This window comes from Streptomyces sp. NPDC127098 (genome assembly GCF_042722465.1).
Taxonomy (GTDB): domain Bacteria; phylum Actinomycetota; class Actinomycetes; order Streptomycetales; family Streptomycetaceae; genus Streptomyces; species Streptomyces millisiae.
Window position 1 is genome coordinate 1 of the sequence record NZ_JBHXFJ010000092.1, and the last position, 21,069, is coordinate 21,069.

Genomic DNA, 21,069 nt, shown 5'->3' on the forward strand with positions numbered 1-21,069 from the left:
GAGCTGCACCATGGCCTGGGTGACGCGCTGGGCGTCCAATGCCACCTCGTGCTCGGCGACCTCGGGCAGCTCCCAGCGGCGGTCGCCGAGCGCCCGGGCCTTGACGAAGACGTCGGCGGTGAGCTCGGCGAGTTCGACCGGGGCGGCGCGGACGAAGTCGGGGCGTTCCGCCGTGGCGAGCAGCAGCAGGTCCTCGACGATGCGGCTCATGCGGTCGAGTTCGTCGGTGACCAGACGCAGCGTCTCGCGCCGCTCGGCGGCGGCCGCCGGCCCCTCCTCGACGCTCATCAGCTCCAGGTGGCCGCGCACGATGGTGATGGGCGTGCGCAGTTCGTGGCCGGCGTCGTCGACGAAGTCGCGCTGCGCGGCGAAGGCGCGTTCCAGGCGGTCGAGCATGGCGTTGAACGTCTCGGCGAGCGCGGAGATGTCGTCGCGGCCGCGGATGGGTATGCGGCGCGTGAGGTCCTGTTCGGTGAGCTGGGCGGCGGTGGCGCGGACCAGCCTCACGGGCGCGAGGATCCGGCCGGCGACCGCCCAGCCGACGGCGCAGCTCATCAGCAGCGCGACGCCGGAGATGACCACCAGGATGCGGACGGCGTTCTCCGCCGAGTCGCCGGCCGGGTCGTCGTGGGAGGCGACGATGAACACGGCGGCCGGCCGTTCTGGGCCGTAGTCGATGCGGACCTTGGCCCAGCGCACCACGCCGGTGTCGCGGCGCAGGGTGCCGGTGCTCGCCGGGTCCTCGCTGATCCGCTCGAGCGAGGCGCCGTCCTGGTAGAGCGGCAGCCGGGAGGCGATGTCACGGGGCTGGCGGATGACGCGGGGGCGCGGGGACTCGCGGATGTATCCGAGCAGTTCCTCGGCCGGCTCAGGGTACTGGCGTTCCAGGAACACGGTCAGCAGCCCGCGCGGTTCGGCGAACGGGCGGCCGGTCCCCGGGTCGCGGCCGTGCTCCACGAAGTTCGCGAACTCCGAGGCCTCCTGGGCCAGGAGCTGGTCGACGCGCTCCTCGGCGTCGCGCAGCAGGATCGACCGGGTGGTGAGCACCACGGTGGCCAGCGCGACGGCCATCACGACCAGCAGCCACAGGAGTATGCGGAGGCGGGCCGAGAGCCGGAAGCGGCCGGCGGCCTCCTCACCCGTCGTCGCCGCCGGCGTCGTCGCCCCGGTCGTCCGCGTCGTCGTCGGCGTCGTCTCCGGCGTCGTCGTCCGGGCTGTCATCGACGGATCCCTCGGTAGGGGACGGCTGCGGGACGACGTCCTCGCGGGGCGGGGCGGGCTCGGTGGGCGACGAGGTCTCCGCCTCCCCACCACCGCCGGTGTCCGCGCCGCCCTGCTCGTCCCCGACCCGTTCGAGCTCGACCTCCGAGGGGACGGACGGGTCCGCGGGGTCGTCGCTGAGCAGGAAGCTCGTGCCCGCGATGCCCACGGGTATCAGGACGACGGCGGCCAGGGTCGCCATGCGGTGTGTGAATGTCATGCCACCACGATGGAGTCGCTCCCCGACCGGCCACATGAAGAGATGATGAGAGTTTCTTCATCATCGACATATCGGTATGACCGTGCCGGTCCGGGCGCCAGAGCGGGAGCTACGCGCAGGACGGACACAACCCGCGGTAGGTGACCTCGACCTCGGAGACCGTGAAGCCGAACCGCTCCTCCGCGGGGAGGTCGGCCAGCGGGTCGCCGGTCGGGTGGACGTCACGGATCGTGCCGCAGGCGGAGCACACCAGGTGGTGGTGCGGGCGGTGGGCGTTGGGGTCGTACCGCTTGGCGCGCCCGTCGGTCGTGACCTCGAGCACCTCGCCGAGGGAGACCAGTTCGCCGAGGGTGTTGTAGACGGTCGCCCGGGATATCTCGGGCAGCCGCCGGGTCGCACGGGCGTGCACCTCGTCGGCGGTGAGGTGCACGTGCTCGCCGTCGAGGACCTCCGCAACGACCCGCCGCTGGGAGGTCATTCGCCAGCCGCGCCCTCGCAGTCGCTCCAGCAGGTCGCTCATGTCGGTTCACCTATCAGCTTCGGAGGGATACCCGGAGTCACCGGAGCGACGTCCGGGCTCCGACGGGATACGACTTTGGGGGCCATCTTGACTTGAACTCTGTCTATCGTAGGATCAGTTCCGGCGTAAGCCAAGGGAGGGGACGGGTCCGGTACGGCAGGAACGTGGGGCGCGTGACCGTGACCGCCTCCCTTCGAGTCGGGTGTCCCCCCGACAGTCACACCGCCCGCTGCCGGAAGGATTCCCGTGTCCGAGAACCATGAAGCGATCGTCGTAGACCCGAAGACCGAGGGCGCGGGCGGCTGCCCGGTGGCGCACGGCCGGGCCGCGCACCCCACGCAGGGCGGCGGCAACCGCCAGTGGTGGCCCAACCGGCTCAACCTGAAGATCCTCGCCAAGAACCCCGCCGTGGCCAACCCGCTCGGTGAGGACTTCGACTACGCCGAGGCATTCACGTCCCTCGACCTCCCGGCCGTGAAGCGGGACATCACCGAGGTGCTGACCACCTCGCAGGAGTGGTGGCCGGCCGACTTCGGTCACTACGGCCCGTTCATCATCCGGATGGCCTGGCACAGCGCGGGCACCTACCGGATCAGCGACGGCCGCGGCGGCGCGGGCGCCGGGCAGCAGCGCTTCGCCCCGCTCAACAGCTGGCCGGACAACGGCAACCTGGACAAGGCCCGTCGCCTGCTGTGGCCGGTCAAGAAGAAGTACGGCCAGAGCCTCTCGTGGGCCGACCTCATGATCCTCGCCGGCAACGTCGCCCTGGAGACGATGGGCTTCACGACCTTCGGCTTCGCCGGCGGCCGCGCGGACGTCTGGGAGCCCGAGGAGGACGTCTACTGGGGCCCCGAGACCACCTGGCTCGGCGACGAGCGCTACTCCGGCGACCGGGAGCTGGAGACCCCCCTCGGCGCGGTGCAGATGGGCCTCATCTACGTGAACCCGGAGGGCCCGAACGGCACCCCGGACCCGATCGCCGCCGCCCGCGACATCCGTGAGACCTTCCGCCGGATGGCGATGAACGACGAGGAGACCGTCGCCCTGATCGCGGGTGGCCACACCTTCGGCAAGACCCACGGCGCCGGCCCGGCGGACAACGTCGGCCCCGACCCCGAGGCCGCCCCGCTGGAGGAGCAGGGCCTCGGCTGGCGGAACGCGTTCGGCACCGGCAAGGGCGGCGACACCATCACCAGCGGCCTCGAGGGCATCTGGACGCCGACCCCGGTGGCCTGGGACAACAGCTTCTTCGAGACCCTCTTCGGCTACGAGTGGGAGCTGTTCAAGAGCCCCGCCGGCGCGCACCAGTGGCGGCCGAAGGACGGCGCGGGCGCGGGCACCGTGCCCGACGCGCACGACGCTTCGAAGAGCCACGCCCCGACGATGCTCACGACCGACCTGGCGCTCCGGATCGACCCGGTCTACGAGCAGATCTCGCGGCGCTTCCTGGAGAACCCCCAGGAGTTCGCGGACGCCTTCGCGCGCGCCTGGTTCAAGCTGACCCACCGCGACATGGGCCCGGTCGCCCGCTACCTCGGCCCCGAGGTCCCGACCGAGACCCTGCTGTGGCAGGACCCGCTGCCGGCCGTGACGCACGAGCTGGTCGACGCCGCTGATGTCGCGGCCCTCAAGGAGCGGATCCTCGCCTCCGGCCTCTCGGTCTCCGAACTCGTCTCCACCGCCTGGGCCTCGGCCGCCTCCTTCCGCGGCAGCGACAAGCGCGGCGGCGCCAACGGCGCGCGGGTCCGCCTGGAGCCGCAGCGCGGCTGGGAGGTCAACGAGCCGGACCAGCTGGCGAGCGTGCTGAGCACGCTGGAGGGCATCCAGGAGAGCTTCAACTCCGCCCAGACCGGCGGCAAGCGGGTCTCGCTGGCCGACCTGATCGTGCTGGCCGGCGGCGCCGCCGTCGAGAAGGCCGCGAAGGACGCCGGCTTCGAGATCGAGGTGCCGTTCACCGCCGGTCGTGCGGACGCCACGCAGGAGCAGACCGACGTCGAGTCGTTCGCCGCGCTCGAGCCGACGGCCGACGGCTTCCGCAACTACCTCGGCAAGGGCAACCGGCTGCCGGCCGAGTTCCTGCTGATCGACCGGGCCAACCTGCTCACCCTGAGCGCCCCCGAGCTGACGGTCCTCGTCGGCGGTCTGCGCGTCCTGGGCGCCAACCACAAGGGGTCGCGGCTCGGCGTCCTCACCGACGCCCCGGGCGTGCTCACCAACGACTTCTTCGTCAACCTGCTCGACCTGGGCACGACGTGGAAGCCGACCTCGGAGGACGCGACCGCGTTCGAGGGCAGCGACGCCGTCACGGGCGAGGTCAGGTGGACCGGCAGCCGGGTCGACCTGCTCTTCGGCTCCAACTCCGAGCTCCGGGCGCTCGCCGAGGTCTACGCGAGCGACGACGCCAAGGAGAAGTTCGTGAGCGACTTCGTCGCGGCCTGGACCAAGGTCATGAACCTCGACCGGTTCGACCTGGTCTGATCCCGGTCCCGACAGCCTGAACGACGACGTCCGGGTCGGCCCAGCGGGCCGGCCCGGACGTCTCGCGTGCGCGGGGCCCGGAGGACGGCGTCACAGGTTGTCGCGGAGCTGCGTGACCACCATCGCGGTGGCGAAGAAGCCGTAGAAGCCGACGGCCAGCACCATGAAGCCGAGGCGGCCGCCCCGCAGCCGGACGGCCCGCGGCAGGTCCCGGCGGTTGAGCCGGATCAGCAGCGCCGAGTACAGCAGCGTGACCACGGACGCGGTGCAGGTCGAGATGAGCAGCAGCGACATCGGCTGGTCCACGCCGGAGAGCAGGATCGCGGAGCCGAGGACGATCTCCGTCCACACGGCCGTGACATAGAGCCGGCCCTCGGTCCAGAAGGTCGACCGGGCGAGGTAGGTGCGGCGGACGAAGTCGCTCACCACCCGGCCCATGATGTCGAGCAGACCGATCGAGGCGGCCCACAGGGAGACCACGGCCACGGAGTAGAAGAGGATCTCCAGCCACCGGCCCGTCTCGGTGCCCAGGACCTCGGCCTGCGTCCGCAGGAACGACGGGTCGCTGGTGACGCCGTCCCGGCCGGACAGCGTCTGGTAGGCGAGCATGGACATCAGGCTGATGCTGAGGAGACAGACGACGCCGAAGGAGACGATGTGCTCGACGTTGGCGCGCCGCCACCACAGGCGCCAGCGCGCCAGGTTGGCCTCGTCCTGCGGGAAGGTGTAGCGGTCGGCGCCCGCCGCCTCGGTCTGCCTGGTGATCGGCGAGACCAGCCGCGGCACGTGGGCGCCCATGCCGTAGCCCTTGTCCCGGATCCAGTTGCTCAGCACGAGGTTGTGCACTCCGCCCGCGCCGGCCGCGCCGAGTCCACCGAGCAGCATCGTGAAGGTGACGCCCTCGGGGATCCGGCCGACGCCGGTGACGGTCTCCTCGGCGGCCTGGCCCCAGGTGCGCCACGAGATCACGGCGACGACGATGACGGCCAGGAAGAACAGCGTGGCGCCGACCTTGACCAGCTCCACCTTCTCCAGGGTCCGGTAGATCACCGGGGAGACGGTGAGCAGCGCGCCCATGACCACCAGCGCGGCCACCGTGATCCAGACGGCGTCTCCCCCGCCGACGGCGTAGGTGAGCACGGTCGATCCGCTGGTAGCCCAGCCGGGCCACATGTACTGGAAGGCGGCGGCGAGGCATATGAGGACGCCCCAGCCGGTCCACCAGCGGGAGAAGCCGGCGACCACGGTCTGTCCGGTGGCCAGGGTGTAGCGCTCGATCTCCAGGTTGATGCCGGTCTGGATGACGAGGGTGGCCAGCGCCAGCCACAGCAGGCCGAGCCCGCCGGTGGTGATCAGGTGCGGCCAGAGGATGATCTCGCCGGCCGCCATGCCGATGCCCACGGCGACGATGCCCGGGCCGACGAGTCGGCGCAGCGGGGGTGGTTCCGGCAGGTCGAGTGAGCGGGGCGGGGCGTGGGTGGGGGCGGGTTCTTCGGCGGTGGTCATGGTGCGGCTCCATGCGGGGACGAGGGGGCGAGGGGGCGAGGGGACGGGTCAGATGGTGAGCTGCCGGGTGTGCTGGGCGGCGAGCCGCACGGTGGCGTTCTGGGCGCCGTAGCCGCGGTAGCCGCCGGTGCGTTGGACGACCTCGAAGAAGACGTGTCCGTAGGTGGCGGTGTAGAGGTGGTGGAACTCGCCGTGCTCGTCGCGGTCGTAGAGGATCCCGTGGGCGCGGAGCGTGTCGAGGGTGGCCGGGTCGAGGTCGTGGCGGGCCGCGAGGTCGTCGTAGTAGTTGGCGGGGATGGCCAGCGGGCGGGTGCCGTGGTCGCGCAGCCGGCGGGCGACGGCGACGATGTCGTCGGTGGCGAGCGCGATGTGCTGGGGACGCGCCTCCGGTCCGCCGGGCCCGGGGGCGACGTTGAGCACCAGGCGCAGGGTGCCCTCGGCGTCGGCGACCGCCCGGCTGCGGAACAGCCCGTAGGGGTCGGCCAGTTCGACGCTCTCCCGGGGCCGGAGGCCGAGCACGGTGCGGTAGAAGAGCGCCGCCTCGTCGAAGCGCTGCCAGGGTTGGGGCAGCGCGACGTGGTCGATGCGGGTGAGGTGGCACGGGCGCTCGCCCGCCGGGTCGTCGCGGGTGGGGAGGAAGTCCTCGGTCCAGCTGGGGTGTTCGGCGTCGGGTCGCCCGGGTCGGGTGCGGCAGAAGAACAGTTCGGTGCCGTCGGGGGCGGCGAGCACGTCGAGGGGGACGTCGGGTGCGGCGGCGCGGCGCGGGACGAGGGGGGCGAGGAGCGGCTCGGCGCGCGCGACGGCGGCGGCCGGCTCCCGGGTCTCCAGGCCGAGGGCGGCGAGCACCGGCCCTTCCCTGCGGGCCGGGCCGCCGGTGTTCAGCAGCAGCCGGGCCTCGCCCTGTTCCCACAGCTCGACGGGCTTGCGGGCGTGCTGCCCGGTGCGGGTGAAGCCGAGGACGGTCAGCAGCCGGCGCAGCGGTTCGCTGTCGGCCGTGGCGAGTTCGGCGAAGGCGATGCCGTCGGGGACGACGGGGGCGGGCAGGCCGGTGAGTCCTGCGGCCTCCTGGAGGGCCACCAGCGACCGCATGGCGTCGACGGCGGTGCGGCCCGCGTCGGCCTGCCGGAACACGTCGTTGAAGACCTCCAGCGAGAGCGGCCCCCGGTAGCCGGCGTCCACCGCGTGCCGCACCAGCGCGGCGACGTCGAACCCGCCCTGGCCGGGGAAGCAGCGGTAGTGGCGGCTCCACTGGAGCACGTCCATCGCCATCAGCGGCGCGTCGGCGAGTTGGAGGAAGAAGATCTTCTCGCCGGGGATCGCCTCGATGCCGCGGGGGTCGGAGCCGCGGGAGAGGATGTGGAAGCTGTCCAGGCAGACGCCGAGCCCGGGGTGGTCGGCCGCCCGGACGATCCGCCAGGCGTGGTCGTAGGTGTTGACGTGCCGCCCCCAGGCGAGGGCCTCGTACGCGACGCGCACGCCGTGTTCCCCGGCCAGGGTCGCGAGTCGGTGCAGTTGTTCGGCGGCGAGCGCGTCGTCGTCCACGGCGTCCGGGGAGACGCTGGAGCAGACCAGCAGGAGTTCGGCCCCGAGCCGGCGCATCAGGCGGAACTTGTGCTCGGCGCGGCGCAGGTTCCTGGCGAGGACGTCCGCGGGCACGGCCTCGGCGTCGCGGAAGGGCTGGTACAACTCGACGGTCAGCCCGAGGTCGGCGACGCGCGCTCGGATCTCCTCGGGGCCGAGCGGGCTGGCGATCAGGTCGTTCTCGAAGATCTCCACGCCGTCGAAGCCGGCCGCCGCGGCGGCCGACAGCTTCTCCGACAGCGAGCCGCTCAGCGACACGGTCGCGATGGATGTGCGCATGGTGCTTGCTCCTCGTCAGGTCGTGGTGCCGACCAGGTCGGTGAGGTCGGCGAGCATGTGGTCGCCGTGCGGCTCCCGGCCGGTGAAGAGCCGGAAGGCCTCGGCCGCCTGGAAGACGGCCATGCCGCCGCCGTGCAGGGTGCGGCACCCCAGCCGCTCGGCGGCGCGCAGCAACGGGGTCCGCAGCGGGCGGTAGACGATGTCGGCGACCCACAGGGCGGGGCGCAGCAGGTGTTCGGGCAGCGGCAGGCCCGGGTGGCGTGCCATCCCGGTGGGTGTGGCGTGCACCAACCCGTCGGCGTCGCGCAGTCGTTCGCCGGCCTCCGGCAGGGCGGCGGCCGTGGCGCGGCCGGGGCCGAACCGGGTGGTGAGCGCCCGGGCGAGCGCGGTGGCGCGGGCGTGCTCGGCGTCGACGACGGTGAGGTGGTGGGCGCCGAGGGTCAGGAGGGCGTGCGCCGTGGCCGCGCCCGCGCCGCCGGCGCCGAGTTGCACGACGTGGCGGGTGGGCGCGTCCGGCAGGCCGCGGGCGAAGGACTCGGTGAAGCCGGTGAGGTCGGTGTTGTGGCCGACCGCGCCCCGGTCGGTGAAGACGACGGTGTTGACGGCGCGCAGCGTCGCGGCGTCGGGTGACAGCGCGTCCAGGTGCTCGATGACGAGCTGTTTGCAGGGGTGGGTGATGTTGAGGCCGTGGTAGCCGAGGTCGCGGGCCCGGCGCAGCAGGTCGCCCACGGCCTCGGCGGCGAGGCCGAGCCGGTCGAGGTCGAGGATGCGGTAGGCGTAGGTCAGTCGGTGCCGGGCGGCCTCGCGTTCGTGCAGGGCCGGGCTGAGCGACGTGCCGATCCCGGCGCCGATCAGGCCGACGAGGTACGACCGTTCGGGCATGCGCGTCTCCCACCGCGTAATGTACGAACTGGTTAGTTAGTCATACCGCTCGGTCCGCGGTGGCGTGAAGCCCTCGGAGCCGGGTTTCTTCGCCCGCCTAGACTGGCGGGAGGATCCGTCAGGCAGCGTCCGCCGAAGCAGAGGAGCCGCATGAGCGCAGCCGTTCCGCAGCCGTCACCGACGCGCGACGCGGCTCCCGTTCGGACGCGCGACGCGGAACGCACCAGGGCGGAGATCCTCGACATCGCGACGGAGGAGTTCGCCCGGCTCGGCTACTCGGGGGCCAGGGTGGACGAGATCGCGGCGCGGACCCGCACCACCAAGCGGATGATCTACTACTACTTCGGCGGCAAGGAGCGGCTGTTCACCGCGGTGCTGGAGCGCGCCTACGCGCGGATCCGGGAGGCCGAGCGGGAGCTGGACGTGGACCCGTCGGACCCGGTGTCGGCGATCCGCCGCCTGGCCGAGCTGACCTTCGACCACCACGAGGCGCACCCGGAGTTCATCCGGCTGGTGAGCATCGAGAACATCCACGAGGCGGAGCACATGGCCGCCTCCGAGGCGCTGACCCGGCTCAACTCCCCCGCCATCGGCGTCATCTCGCGCATCCTGGCAGCGGGCCGGGCCCGGGGGGTCTTCACGGCGGACGTCGACGCGGTGGACGTGCACGCCATGATCAGCGCCTTCTGCTTCTTCCGGGTCGCCAACCGCCACACCTTCGGCGCGCTCTTCGACCGCGACCTGACGGCGGAGGACCGCCGCGACCACTACCGGACGATGCTCGGCGACATGGTCATCGCGTATCTGACGGGGGCGGGCGCGGAGCCGCTGCCGCGGTAGGGCCGGTCTTTCGGATCGTCGTGGATCAACGAGCGGCGGCCAGCGCCCGTCCGGCAAGGCGCCGCACGCGGCGGAGCCGCACGTCGGCCGCAGCGCAGCTCGTACGTGGCCGAACTCGCGCGCGGCGGCCCTATGCCGCTCCCCGGCAGGGGGCAACGCGGCCCGGCACCCCAGCCGTCGGGCCGAGGTCCCGGCGGTCAGCCCAGCGCGCCGAGCGCGGCCAGCAGTTCGCGTTCGCGGGCGGCGCCGAGGCCGGCGCGGCGGGGCCGGTCCAGGCCCTGGGCGCGTTCCCAACGCAGGGCGTCGGTCAGCGTCTCGGTCGCCGGCCGGTGCCGGAGGCCGGCGGCGCGCGCGGCCGCGCCGCGGCGGGCGGACCAGCCCTCCCAGCCGGGTTCCACCAGCCACAGGGGCAGCGAGTCGGGCCCCATGAACTGGGCCACGCCCTGGGCGACCAGCCAGTCCGAGTCGGCGGTGACGACGGGCCCCGTGTGGCCCCCGACGGCCCGCGAGAGTTCGATCCACTCGGCGAACGGCAGGATCGGCCCCACGGCGTCGTAGGTGCCGACCTGGCCCCGCTCCCCCGCGTCGAGCAGCCAGGCGGCCAGGTCGCGCACGTCGACCACCTGGGTGGGCAGGGCCGGCGTGTCGGGGACCAGCAGCGGGGCCCGCGGGTCCCGCGCGGCACGGGCCACCCAGTAGCCGGCCCGGTCGCTGGGGTCGCCTGGGCCGCCGATGAGTCCGGCGCGGGCGATCAGGAGACGGTCGCCCACGGCGGCCGACGAGGCCCGTTCGCAGGCGACCTTGGCCTCGCCGTACAGCCCGCGGTCGACCTCGTCGCGGTCGGTCGGCTCCAGGAGGGCGGCTGACTCGTCGGCGTCGACTTCGGCGTGGGAGGCGTAGGCGTTGAGCGAGGAGACGTAGACCCAGTGCCTGGCCCTTCCGGCCAGGGCGGCGAGCGCGCCGCGGACGAAGCCGGGCTGCCAGGACACCTCGATCACCGCGTCCCACTCGCGGTCGAGCAGCGGCTGGTAGGCGGTGGGTTCGCGCCGGTCGGCGGCCACCAGGGTGGCGCCCTCGGCGACGGCTCCGCTCTCGCCGCGGGCCAGGCAGGTCACCCGGTGCCCGCGCTCGACGGCCTGCCGTGCCACTTCCCGCCCCAACCAGGCGGTGCCGCCCAGAACCAGAATGTCCATGCCTTCAGCCAAGCAGGTCGGGCGGCGTGGCGCGGAGCGGCTTAGCGGAGAGCAGAGCCCGGGCGGCCGGCGGGCCACGTTCTGGCCGGTTTCGAGGGTGGTGGAGCGCCGGCGTTTCACGAACATGTATCGTGTTCACCTTTCAGGCGAGCATGCTCATGCCATTCGCCCGCCCATCACACCGACGTGAAGGGGACCCCCTGTCATGAGGAAGCACGGGACACTCGCACTCCGCGCCGCCCTGGCCGCCGGCCTGCTGGGCGCCGGGCTCGACGCGCCCGCCACCGCCCAGGCGGCGCCCGGGCCGGCGTCCGCCGAGACCCGCGAGGTGCTGTTCGTCGGCAACAACTGGGACGGCACCGTGGACATCGTCACCCCGGACGCCGCGCTCGACCGCGTCGGCCGCCTCAACGTCATCCCCGACCTGGAGGAGCGCCTCGCCGAGATCCGACTCAACCCCATCCGCTGGGCCTACTTCATCGGCATCCGCCACCTCATCGGCGAGGGACACGACCAGTTCGTCGACGACATGTACACCACCCCGGACGGCCGGATCCTCATCGTCTCCCGCCCCAGCCTGGCGGACGTCGTCGGCATCGACACCGTGACCGGCGAGCTGCTCTGGCGGTTCGCGGTGGACGGCCAGCGCTCCGACCACATGGCGCTGTCACCCGACGGCCGGGAGGTCGCCGTCTCGGCCTCCACCGCGAACACCGTGCACCGCCTCGACGTGACCACCGGCGAGGAGATCGGGAACTTCCCGACCGGCGACCAGCCGCACGAGAACACCTACGTCGACGGGGGCGAACGCATCGTCACCGCCAGCATCGGCACCGTCTACACCGCCCTCGACGCGCCCTGGCTCGACTGGACCAAGGGCGACCGGTACGTCCAGATCACCGATCGCGAGACCGGCGAGGTGGTGGAGCGCCTCAACATGCGGGACGAACTGGCGGAGGCCGGCTACCCGGACATGAGCGCGGCCGTGCGCCCGATGACCTTCTCCCCCGACGAGCGGTACCTCTACTTCCAGGTGTCGTTCTTCCACGGCTTCGTCGAGTACGACCTGGCGGAACACCGCGTCACCCGGGTCGCCGAGCTGCCGGTCGCCGAGGCGGTCCTGGACCTGCCGCGCGAGGAGTACCTGCTGGACTCGGCCCACCACGGCATCGCGATGAACCCGGAGGGCACCGACATCTGCGTCGCCGGCACCATGTCGGACTACGCGACGGTCGTCGACCGCGAGACCCTCACGCCGGGCGAGCTCGTCACCACCGGGACCAAGCCCTACTGGGCCACCCAGAGCGCCGACGGCGACCACTGCTTCGTCTCCTGGAGCGGCACCGACCAGGTCTCGGCCATCTCCTACGCGACGGGCGAGGAGGTGGGAACCGTGACCGTCGGCGACCACCCGCAGCGGATGCGGCTCGGCCGGCTGCCCGCCGACTGGCCCCAGGAGTAGCCACGCCGGATACATCGGATGTATAAGCCCGTCAAGGAGCGCCACTCCCTCAACTCCGGGTTTTCGTGCGCCTGCACGAGGGCAGAGCTCCGACGTATCGTGAGCCGACCGGCCGCGGCACGACGTCCAGGAGAGGTGGCACGATGTCCGAATCCGGCGTTCCCCGGCGGGTGTTCATGGCGGGCGTCTCGGGCGCGGCGGCCGCCGCCGGGCTCACGCGGCCGGCCTCGGCGGCGGACGCCGGCACCGTCGGGGCGGGCGCGCGGGGGCGGGCCGAGGGCATGACGCTGTGGTACGACGAGCCCGCCACCGACTGGGAGTCGACGTCCCTGCCGCTGGGCAACGGGGCGCTGGGCGTCTGCGTGTTCGGCGAACCGGCGCGGGAGCGGCTGCAGTTCAACGAGAAGACGCTCTGGCTCGGCGGTCCTGGCGCGCCCGGCTACGACTTCGGGAACTGGCGCTCCCCCCGCCCCGGCGCCCTCGCCGAGGTCAGGGAGCGGATCGACGCCGAGCGCGCCGTCGATCCCACCTGGGTCGCCCAGCGACTCGGCCAGCCCAAGACGCACTTCGGCGCCTACCAGCCCTTCGGCGACGTCTGGATAACCATGGCGCCGGAGCCCGCCGAGGTCGGCGGCTACCGGCGTCACCTGGACATCGCCGAGGCCGTCGCGGGCGTCGCGTACGTGTCGGGCGGGGTGACGTACACCCGCGAGTACTTCGCCTCCGCGCCCGACGGCGTGATCGTCGCCCGGTTCACGGCCGACCGTCCCGGCACCCTTGGCCTCACCGTGTCGGTCACCACGGCGGACAACCGCTCGCGGCGCGTCACCGCGAGCGGCGGCCGGATCGCCCTCGACGGCGCCCTGGAGGGCAACGGCCTGCGCTACGCGGCCCGTCTCCAGGTCCGCCACGAGGGCGGCACCCGCACGGACGGCGCCGACGGCTCCGTGACCGTGGCCGGCGCGGACGCGGTCACCCTGCTGCTCGCCGCCGGCACCGACTACGCGCCCCGGTACCCCGGCTACCGCACCGGCGTCGCCCCGGAAGGACCGGTATCCGAGCGGGTCGACGCGGCGGCCGGCAAGGGATACCGGGCGCTGCGCGCCGCCCATGTCGCCGACCACCGCGGCCTGTTCGACCGGGTCCGGCTGAGCGTCGGCGGCCGGGACGCCGGCCTGCCCACCGACGAGCTGCTGGGCGCCTACCGGGAGGGGACCGCCACCCCCGCGGCGCGCCGGGCGCTCGAGGAGCTGTACTTCCAGTACGGCAGGTATCTGTTGATCGCCTCCTCCCGCCCGGGTTCGCTGCCGGCCAACCTCCAGGGCGTGTGGAACGACTCCACGAGCCCGCCGTGGAGCGCCGACTACCACGTCAACATCAACCTGCAGATGAACTACTGGCCGGCCGAGACCACCAACCTGTCGGAGACCACGGGCCCGCTCTTCGACTACGTCGACTCGATGGTGCCGGCCGGCGAGGTGACGGCGCGTGAGCTGTACGGCGCGCGCGGCTGGGTGGTGCACAACGAGACCAACCCGTACGGCTTCACCGGCGTCCACGACTGGCCGACGGCCTTCTGGTTCCCGGAGGCCGGCGCCTGGCTGGCGCGGCACTACTGGGAGCACTACCTGTTCACCGGGGACCGGCGGTTCCTGCGCGAGCGCGCCTACCCCGTGCTGAAGTCGCTGGCGCGGTTCTGGATCGACGTGCTCGTCCCCGACCCGAGGGACGGCGCACTCGTCGTGTCGCCCAGCTTCTCGCCCGAGCAGGGCGACTTCTCGGCCGGCGCCTCGATGTCCCAGCAGATCGTGTGGGACCTGCTGACCAGCGCCGCCGAGGCGGCGCGGGCGGTCGGGGACGGCGGGGAGTTCGTGGCCGAGCTGACCGACACCCTCGGCCGGCTCGACCCGGGGCTGCGGGCCGGCTCCTGGGGCCAGTTGCGGGAGTGGAAGGAGGACTGGGACGACCCCACCAACACCCACCGGCACGTGTCGCACCTCTACGCCCTCCACCCCGGCCGCCAGCTGTCGGTGCGGGACGACGCCGCGCACGCGGAGGCGGCCCGGGTCTCGCTGCGGGCCCGGGGCGACGGCGGCACCGGCTGGAGCAAGGCGTGGAAGATCAACTTCTGGGCGCGGCTGCTGGACGGCGACCACGCGCACCTCATGCTCTCCGAGCAGCTGCGGTACAGCACGCTGGCCAACCTCTGGGACACCCACCCGCCGTTCCAGATCGACGGCAACTTCGGCGCCACCGCCGGCGTGGCCGAGATGCTGCTCCAGAGCCACCAGGGAGTGATCGACCTGCTGCCGGCGCTGCCCGCGTTCTGGTCCCGGGGTTCGGTCACCGGGCTGCGCGCCCGCGGGGACGTCACCGTGGACGTCGAGTGGCTGGGCGGCACGCCGACGCGGGTGGTCCTGCGGGCCGGGGGCTCGGGTCACCTGACGGTGCGCGGCAGCTTGTTCGGGGGCCTGTTCGAGGTGCGGGAGGCGCGCGGCGGCCGGGCGGTCGACGTGGCGCGGGACGGCGAGGAGATCACCCTGCGGGTCGAGGCGGGCGGAACGTACGTGGCGACCTCGCGGGTCGCGATGGCGCTGTCCGTCCCGGAACGCGTCACGCCCGGCACGCCGTTCGCCTGCGCGGTCGAGGTGACGGCGGTGGGCGGGACGGTACCCGCCGGGGGCCTGGCCCTCGACCTGCCGGCGGGCTGGACGGCCGTGCCGGAGCGCCACCGGATGCCGGCGGTCCGCGACGGCCGGTCCCGCTCGGTGGCCTTCGAGGTCACGCCGGCGGGCGGCGAGCGCCCCGAGCACCGGATCCGGGCCGTGCTGGCCGGCGACGGCTGGACGGCCGGCGCGGTGGATTCGGTGACGACGGCCGGGGCGGGGTGACCACCTCGGCCGTCGTGCCGGCCGGCGTCCCCGGCTACTCGTAGAGCGCGGCCCGGATCACCGGGTCGTCGATGTTGGTGCTGTCGTACCAGTGGTACGCGGTGTCGATCCGTTCCGGCAGTTCCTCGCCGTCGATGGCCCGCAGGGCCGCGTCGACGAGCTGTCGGCCCATGTCGACCGGGTCCTGGGTGACGGCGCCGGTCATCGCGCCGCTGGTGATGGCGTCGATCTGGGCCTGTCCCGAGTCGAAGCCGACGATCGCGATGTCCTCCCGGCCGCTCTCCCGCACGCCGTTGATCACGCCGACCGCCGAGCCCTCGTTGGCGGCGTAGATGCCCGCCAGGTCCGGGTTGCCCTGGATGATCGACCGGGTGATGTCGGCGGAGACCAGCTGGTCGCCGCCGCCGTACTGCGGTTCGAGCACCGTGATGCCCGGCGCGTTCTGTGCCATCCACTCCAGGAAGCCGTCCCTGCGGTCCCGTCCTGAGAGGCTGGTCTGGTCGTGCACCACCAGCGCCACCTCGCCCTCGCCGCCGACGGCCTCGGCCAGGTGCTCGGCGGCCAGCGCCGCCGCGGCCCGGTTGTCGGTGGCGACCGTGGTGACGGGCACGTCGCTCTCCACGCCGGAGTCGAACGCCACCACCGGGATCTCCTGCGACCTGGCCTGTTCGAGCAGCGGCGCGGCGGCCTGCGAGTCGAGCGCGGCGAAGCCGACGGCGTCGGGAGACCTGGCGAGTTCGTTGGTGAGGAGGTTCACCTGCTCCTCGACGTCGGCCTCGGTCGGCGGCCCCACGAACGTGACGCGGGCGCCCCTTTCCTCCGCCTCGGCCTCCGCGCCCTCCCTGACCGACTGCCAGAACTGGTGCTGGAAGCCCTTGGAGACGATGGCGATCATCGGCCCGTCTCCCCCGCCGCCGTCCGGGCCGCCCGCCCGGTCGTCGGCGCAGCCGGCCGCTAGCAGCGCCAGGGCCGCGCAGGCGGCCGTCACGAATCGCTTCATCACCAAAACTCCCTCGTTCTGGTCGGGATCTGGGCCGTGCTCACCGCGAGTCCCCGCGCCGCGCCCGGTCGGTGTAGACGGCGAGGAGGATCACGCAGCCGAGGATGACGTTCTGCCACTCCTGGGGGATGGACATGATCTGCAGCCCGTTGTTCAGGACGGAGATGATCAGCGCCCCGATCAGGGTGCCGAGGATCGAGCCCTTGCCGCCGGACAGCGAGGTGCCGCCGATGACGACGGCGGCGATCGCCTGGAGCTCGTACCCCATGCCGGTGGCCGGCTGCGCCGAGCCGAGCCGGGCGGAGATCAGCACGCCGGCCAGGCCGGTGAAGAGCCCGGCGAAGGTGTAGATGGTGATCTTCCAGCGCCGCACGTCGATGCCGGACAGCTCGGTGGCCTCCTCGTTGCTGCCGATCGAGTAGGTGTAGCGGCCGAGCACGCTCTTGGTGAGCAGCACGCCCGCGACGACGGCGACGACCACCAGGACGAGGACGGCGTTGGGGATGTCGACGCCGGGGACCAGGCGGCCGGTCGAGATGTCGGCGTAGCCGGAGACCTCGGTGAAGTAGATGGGGGTGCTGTCCGAGACCACCAGGGCGAGCCCCTCGGCCACCAGCATCATCGCGAGCGTGGCGATGAACGGCGGGATCCGCAGCAGGGCGATGTTGACGCCGTTCACGAGCCCCATGAACCCGCCGAACAGCAGGGTCAGCAGCACCCCGAGGGGCAGCGGGAGCCCGGCGTTCACCAGGAAGACCCCGGACATCACGGCGCACAACGCCATGCCGGTGCCGATGGACAGGTCGATGCCGGCGGAGATGATGACGAAGGTGGTGCCGACCGCCAGGGTGCCGATGACGACGGTCGAGTAGAGGATCGAGACGAAGTTGTCGTAGGTGGGGAAGTACGGGCTCGCGATCGCGAAGAAGACGTAGATCACGATGAGGCTGGCGAAGGCCAGCAGCTGCTGGAGGCGGCCCCTGACCGCCGCCAGCGCGCCGTTCCGCCGGCGGCCTCCGAGGGTCCTGGCCTGCGCCGTGGTCATGGCTGGTCCGCCTTGTCTGCCGGGTTCCCGCCCGGCCGTGTGGTGGCGAGGTGCATGATGTTCTCCTGGGTCGCCTCGGCCGCGTCCAGCACGCCGGTCACCCGCCCCTCGCTCATCACGACGACGCGGTGCGCCAGGCGCAGGATCTCGGGCAGCTCGGAGGAGATCACGATGATCGACTTGCCCTGCGCGGCGAGCTCGTCGAGGAGCCGGTGGATCTCGTCCTTGGCGCCCACGTCGATGCCGCGGGTCGGCTCGTCGAAGATGAGGACGTCGCAGTCCTTGACGAGCCACTTGGCGATGACGACCTTCTGCTGGTTGCCGCCGGAGAGGTGCCTGGTGGTCTGGTGCGCGGAGGGGGTCCTGATGCGCAGCCCCTCGATGAGCTGTTCGGCCCTGGCCCGCAGGGCGCCGTCCCGGACGAATCCGGCGGTGGTGAACCGGTCGCGCAGCGCGCTGAGCGCGATGTTGGCCTTGACGTCCTGTTCGAGCAGCAGCCCGAACCGCTTGCGGTCCTCGCTGAGGTAGCCGATGCCGAGTCGGGCCGCGTCGGCCGGGTTGCTGATGTGGACCTCGTCCCCCCGGAGGGTGACGCGGCCTGACTGACGCGGGTCGGCGCCGACCAGGGCGCGCGCCACCTCGGTCCTGCCCGAGCCCATGAGCCCGGCGAAGCCCAGGATCTCCCCCTGGCGGAGGTCGAAGGAGACGTCGTCGAGCAGGCTCCTGGTGGTGAGCCCCCGGACGTCGAGCACCACCTCGCGGTCGGCGCGGACGCCGGCGGGGCGCGCGTCGGAGGTGATGGCCCGGCCGACCATCAGCGCGATGACGTCCTCGGTCGCCGCCGACGCCACCTCCAGGGTGTCGACGTACTCGCCGTCGCGGATCACCGTGACCCGGTCGGCGATCCGCTTGATCTCGCCCATCCGGTGCGAGATGTAGATGACGCCGGTGTCGGGCCGGCTGAAGCGTCGGATGACCTCGTGCAGCGTGGCGACCTCGGCGTCGTTGAGCGCGGCGGTGGGCTCGTCCATGATCAGCACCCGCGGCTCGTAGGAGAGCGCCTTGGCGATCTCCACCATCTGCTGGTTGGCGACGGTGAGTTCGCCGACGACGGCGCGCGGGTCGAGCGGCAGCTGGAGCCGCTCCAGCAGCGCGGCGGCGTCGGCGTTGAGCCGGCGGTCGTCCAACAGCAGCCGGCCACGCCGGGGTTCGCGGCCGATGAAGATGTTCTGCGCCACGGTGAGGTCGGGGACCAGGTTGAACTCCTGGTGGATGATGCTGATGCCGAGTTCCAGCGCGTGGCGGGGGCTGGTGGGGCGGTAGGGCCGGCCGTCGAGCCGGAACTCCCCGGCGTCGGCGGTGTGGATGCCCGACAGCAGCTTCATCAGGGTCGACTTGCCGGCACCGTTCTCGCCGACCAGGGCGAGCACCTCGCCGGCGCGCAGGGTCAGCCGCATGCCGGCCAGCGCCCGCACGCCGGGGAAGCTCTTGTCGACGCCCTCGACCTCGAGCAGCGCGGTCGCCGGGTCACGCGCCATGGGAGTGCTCCCGGATGGAACGCTCCAGCATCTCCGTGCCGGCTCCCGGGGCCTTCGGCGGGTGATAGCGCCCGCCGCGCACGTCGACGGGGGTCACGAAGTGCTCGTGCAGGTGGTCGACGAACTCGACGACGCGGTTCTCCAGGGTTCCGGAGACGGCGAGGTAGTCGAACATGGCGAGGTGTTGGACGGCCTCGCACAGGCCGACGCCGCCGGCGTGCGGGCAGACCGGGACGCCGAACCTGGCGGCGAGCAGCAGGATGGCGATGTTCTCGTTGACGCCGGCCACCCGGGTGGCGTCGAGTTGCAGCACGGAGAGCGCGTCGGCCTGGAGGAACTGCTTGAACAGCACCCGGTTGGCGCCGTGTTCCCCGGTGGCCACCGGGACGGGCGCGACGGCCCTGGCGATGGCCGCGTGGCCGAGGACGTCGTCGGGGCTGGTCGGCTCCTCGACCCAGGCCAGGTCGAACGGCCGCAGCGCCGTGATCCACTCGATGGCCTCCGCCACGTCCCAGCGCTGGTTGGCGTCGACGGCGATGCGGATGTCGGGGCCGACCACCTCGCGGGCGATGGTCAGGCGGCGGACATCGTCGTCCAGGTCGCCGCCCACCTTGAGCTTGATCTGGGTGAAGCCCTGTTCGACGGCCTCGCGGCAGAGGCGGGCCAGCTTGGCGTCGTCGTAGCCGAGCCAGCCCGGGGTCGTGGTGTAGGCCGGGTAGCCCTCGGCCAGCAGCCGGGCCTCACGCTCGACGCGACCCGGGCGGGCGGCCCGCAGGATGTCGAGGGCCTGGTCCCGGGTCAACGCGTCCGTGAGGTAGCGGAAGTCGACGAGGTCGACGATCTCCTCGGGGCTGAGCGAGGCGAGCAGTCGCCACAGCGGCACGCCCGCGCGCTTGGCGCGCAGGTCCCACAGCGCGTTGACCACCGCCCCGATCGCCATATGCATGACACCTTTTTCGGGGCCGAGCCACCGCAGCTGCGAGTCGTGCACCAACTCACGCCACATGCCGCCGAGGTCGGCCAGGGTCTCCTCGACCTCGCGGCCGAGCAGGTGGCCCTCCAACGCGCGGAGGGCGGCGACCTGCACGTCGTTGCCACGGCCGATGGTGAAGACGAAGCCGTGTCCCTCGATCCCGTCGCCGGCGTCGGTACGGAGCCGGAGGTAGGCGGCCGAGTAGTCCGGGTCCGGATTCATCGCGTCCGAACCGTCGAGCGTCTGGGAGGTGGGGAAACGCACGTCATGGGTACGCATGCCGATGAACCGGGCCACGGACACACTCCCTCTGAGGGGATCCACGTCAGGGCGACCATAGACATCCGATGTATGAGCGTCAAGAGCGCGCGTCGTACCGCATTCCGCCAGCCCGGTACCGGAGTTGGGCTCCAGACATCTGATCAATGGCGCGGCCTCAGTCCCGGTCGACCAGCGCCTCCCTGAGCCACTGCTCGACGCCCGCGATGTGCACGGTGGCCAGGGCGCCGGCGATGCCGGGCTGGCGCCTGGTGAGGGCCTGGACGATGGCACGGTGCTCGCCCAGTGTCCGCTCCACCGCGCCCTCCTGCGTCAGGCCGCGCCAGGCGCGGGCACGCTGCGTGCGACCCGACAGCGTCTCCAGCAGCGACGCCAGCACCGCGTTGCCCGAACCGGCGGCTATGCGCCGGTGGAACTCCAGGTCGCTCTCGACGAGTTCGTCGACCGTCGGCGCGTCACCCAGCGAGTCGAGCAGCTCGGCCAGGGCCTCGATGTCGGCCGTCGGCATGCGCACGGCCGCCAGCTCGGTGGCCGCCGGCTCCACGAGACGGCGGGCCTCCAGGATCTGCAGCACCGTGTCGTCGCGGTGGAAGTCGACCACGAAGCTCATCGCGTCCATCAGCAGCGCCGGCTCCAGGCTGGTCACATAGGTGCCGTCGCCACGCCGGACGTCGAGCACCTGGATGAGGGCGAGCGCCCGCACCGCCTCGCGCAGGGAGTTACGGGAGAGCCCGAGCCGCTCGGCGAGGTCCAGTTCCCGGGGCAGTCGGTCGCCGGGACGCAGTTCGCCGTCCACGATCATCTGCTTGATCGCCTCGATGGCGTCGTCCGTCACCGACATCGCGCACCCCCTCGTCTCGGCGGCGGAACGGCGTCCCCCCACGCCTCCGCCGGCTCCGGTGGACGCACGATACATCGGAGCTCTCCGAGGTGGGCGGCTGATCGTTAGACTTCGGGCATGTCGCCTGTCGATGATCTTCCGGGTGGGCCGTTGACGATCGCGCAGCTCGCGCAGCGTGCCGGGGTCTCGGTGGCCACGGTGTCCAAGGTGGTCAACGGGCGGGCTGATGTGGCGCCGGGGACGCGGGCGTTGGTGGAGGGGCTGATCCGGCGGCATGGGTA

The 21,069-nt window shown here is 72.5% G+C and carries 17 protein-coding genes; 5 read left to right on the forward strand and 12 right to left on the reverse strand.

Annotation, left to right across the window (positions count from 1 at the left end):
* The 3 genes from ACFWI8_RS33775 to ACFWI8_RS33785 all read right to left on the reverse strand — a co-directional run.
* Positions 1-1,221 (reverse strand): histidine kinase dimerization/phospho-acceptor domain-containing protein (locus ACFWI8_RS33775; RefSeq protein ID WP_387099361.1); only part of this gene is annotated, 1,221 nt, incomplete at its 3' end.
* The gene (locus ACFWI8_RS33780) at positions 1,136-1,480 is read right to left on the reverse strand and encodes a small secreted hydrophilic protein (protein ID WP_387099363.1); all 345 of its coding nucleotides are present in this window, start codon (positions 1,478-1,480) and stop codon (positions 1,136-1,138) included. The genes ACFWI8_RS33780 and ACFWI8_RS33775, both read right to left, overlap by 86 nt.
* Positions 1,481-1,589: 109 nt before the next feature.
* Positions 1,590-2,000, reverse strand: a complete 411-nt coding sequence (locus ACFWI8_RS33785; RefSeq protein WP_387099365.1) for a Fur family transcriptional regulator — start codon at positions 1,998-2,000, stop codon at positions 1,590-1,592.
* A 246-nt stretch (positions 2,001-2,246) separates the two neighbouring features.
* Here ACFWI8_RS33785 and katG point away from each other — a divergent pair, with 246 nt between their 5' ends.
* Positions 2,247-4,478: a catalase/peroxidase HPI gene (gene katG / locus ACFWI8_RS33790; protein WP_387099367.1), complete on the forward strand. Its 2,232-nt coding sequence runs from the start codon at positions 2,247-2,249 to the stop codon at positions 4,476-4,478.
* A gap of 90 nt (positions 4,479-4,568) precedes the next feature.
* On the opposite strand, the gene ACFWI8_RS33795 is transcribed toward katG, so the two are convergent.
* Genes ACFWI8_RS33795 through ACFWI8_RS33805 form a run of 3 tightly spaced genes read right to left on the reverse strand, consistent with a single transcriptional unit; the run spans position 4,569 to position 8,726 of the window.
* Positions 4,569-5,984 (reverse strand): Nramp family divalent metal transporter, encoded by a 1,416-nt coding sequence (locus ACFWI8_RS33795; RefSeq protein WP_387099369.1) that lies wholly within the window; start codon positions 5,982-5,984, stop codon positions 4,569-4,571.
* Positions 5,985-6,032: 48 nt separating this feature from the next.
* Positions 6,033-7,844: a bifunctional sugar phosphate isomerase/epimerase/4-hydroxyphenylpyruvate dioxygenase family protein gene (locus ACFWI8_RS33800; protein WP_387099371.1), complete on the reverse strand. Its 1,812-nt coding sequence runs from the start codon at positions 7,842-7,844 to the stop codon at positions 6,033-6,035.
* Between the two features lie 15 nt (positions 7,845-7,859).
* Positions 7,860-8,726, reverse strand: a complete 867-nt coding sequence (locus ACFWI8_RS33805; protein ID WP_387099373.1) for a shikimate dehydrogenase — start codon at positions 8,724-8,726, stop codon at positions 7,860-7,862.
* Positions 8,727-8,876: 150 nt separating this feature from the next.
* On the opposite strand from ACFWI8_RS33805, the gene ACFWI8_RS33810 reads away from it, so the two are divergent.
* The gene (locus ACFWI8_RS33810) at positions 8,877-9,566 is read left to right on the forward strand and encodes a TetR family transcriptional regulator (protein ID WP_387099375.1); all 690 of its coding nucleotides are present in this window, start codon (positions 8,877-8,879) and stop codon (positions 9,564-9,566) included.
* A gap of 197 nt (positions 9,567-9,763) precedes the next feature.
* Here the strand turns inward: ACFWI8_RS33810 and ACFWI8_RS33815 are convergent, their stop codons facing one another.
* Positions 9,764-10,759 (reverse strand): NAD-dependent epimerase/dehydratase family protein, encoded by a 996-nt coding sequence (locus ACFWI8_RS33815; RefSeq protein ID WP_387099377.1) that lies wholly within the window; start codon positions 10,757-10,759, stop codon positions 9,764-9,766.
* A 205-nt stretch (positions 10,760-10,964) separates the two neighbouring features.
* Between ACFWI8_RS33815 and ACFWI8_RS33820 the strand changes: the two genes are divergently transcribed.
* Together ACFWI8_RS33820 and ACFWI8_RS33825 are read left to right on the forward strand one after the other, a co-directional pair.
* On the forward strand, positions 10,965-12,221 hold the full coding sequence (locus ACFWI8_RS33820) for a YncE family protein (RefSeq protein ID WP_387099379.1): 1,257 nt from the start codon (positions 10,965-10,967) through the stop codon (positions 12,219-12,221).
* A 143-nt stretch (positions 12,222-12,364) separates the two neighbouring features.
* Positions 12,365-15,112, forward strand: coding sequence for a glycoside hydrolase N-terminal domain-containing protein (locus ACFWI8_RS33825; RefSeq protein ID WP_387099381.1), 2,748 nt, complete (start codon positions 12,365-12,367; stop codon positions 15,110-15,112).
* Between the two features lie 34 nt (positions 15,113-15,146).
* Here the strand turns inward: ACFWI8_RS33825 and ACFWI8_RS33830 are convergent, their stop codons facing one another.
* From ACFWI8_RS33830 to ACFWI8_RS33850, 5 genes are all read right to left on the reverse strand, one after another.
* A complete protein-coding gene (locus tag ACFWI8_RS33830) occupies positions 15,147-16,112 on the reverse strand; it encodes an ABC transporter substrate-binding protein (RefSeq protein WP_387099383.1) in 966 nt (321 codons plus the stop codon).
* A 40-nt stretch (positions 16,113-16,152) separates the two neighbouring features.
* Complete coding sequence (locus tag ACFWI8_RS33835; protein WP_387099385.1) at positions 16,153-17,157, reverse strand: ABC transporter permease; 1,005 nt, start codon at positions 17,155-17,157, stop codon at positions 16,153-16,155.
* On the reverse strand, positions 17,154-18,695 hold the full coding sequence (locus tag ACFWI8_RS33840) for a sugar ABC transporter ATP-binding protein (RefSeq protein WP_387099387.1): 1,542 nt from the start codon (positions 18,693-18,695) through the stop codon (positions 17,154-17,156). The genes ACFWI8_RS33835 and ACFWI8_RS33840 overlap by 4 nt, the downstream gene beginning before the upstream one ends.
* A complete protein-coding gene (locus ACFWI8_RS33845; RefSeq protein ID WP_387099391.1) occupies positions 18,685-19,947 on the reverse strand; it encodes an L-fuconate dehydratase in 1,263 nt (420 codons plus the stop codon). The genes ACFWI8_RS33840 and ACFWI8_RS33845 overlap by 11 nt, the downstream gene beginning before the upstream one ends.
* A gap of 157 nt (positions 19,948-20,104) precedes the next feature.
* Entirely contained in the window at positions 20,105-20,788 is a 684-nt protein-coding gene (locus ACFWI8_RS33850; protein ID WP_387099389.1) for a FadR/GntR family transcriptional regulator, read from the reverse strand.
* Positions 20,789-20,905: 117 nt separating this feature from the next.
* Here ACFWI8_RS33850 and ACFWI8_RS33855 point away from each other — a divergent pair.
* The coding region (locus ACFWI8_RS33855; protein WP_387099393.1) for a LacI family DNA-binding transcriptional regulator at positions 20,906-21,069 on the forward strand (164 nt) is incomplete at its 3' end.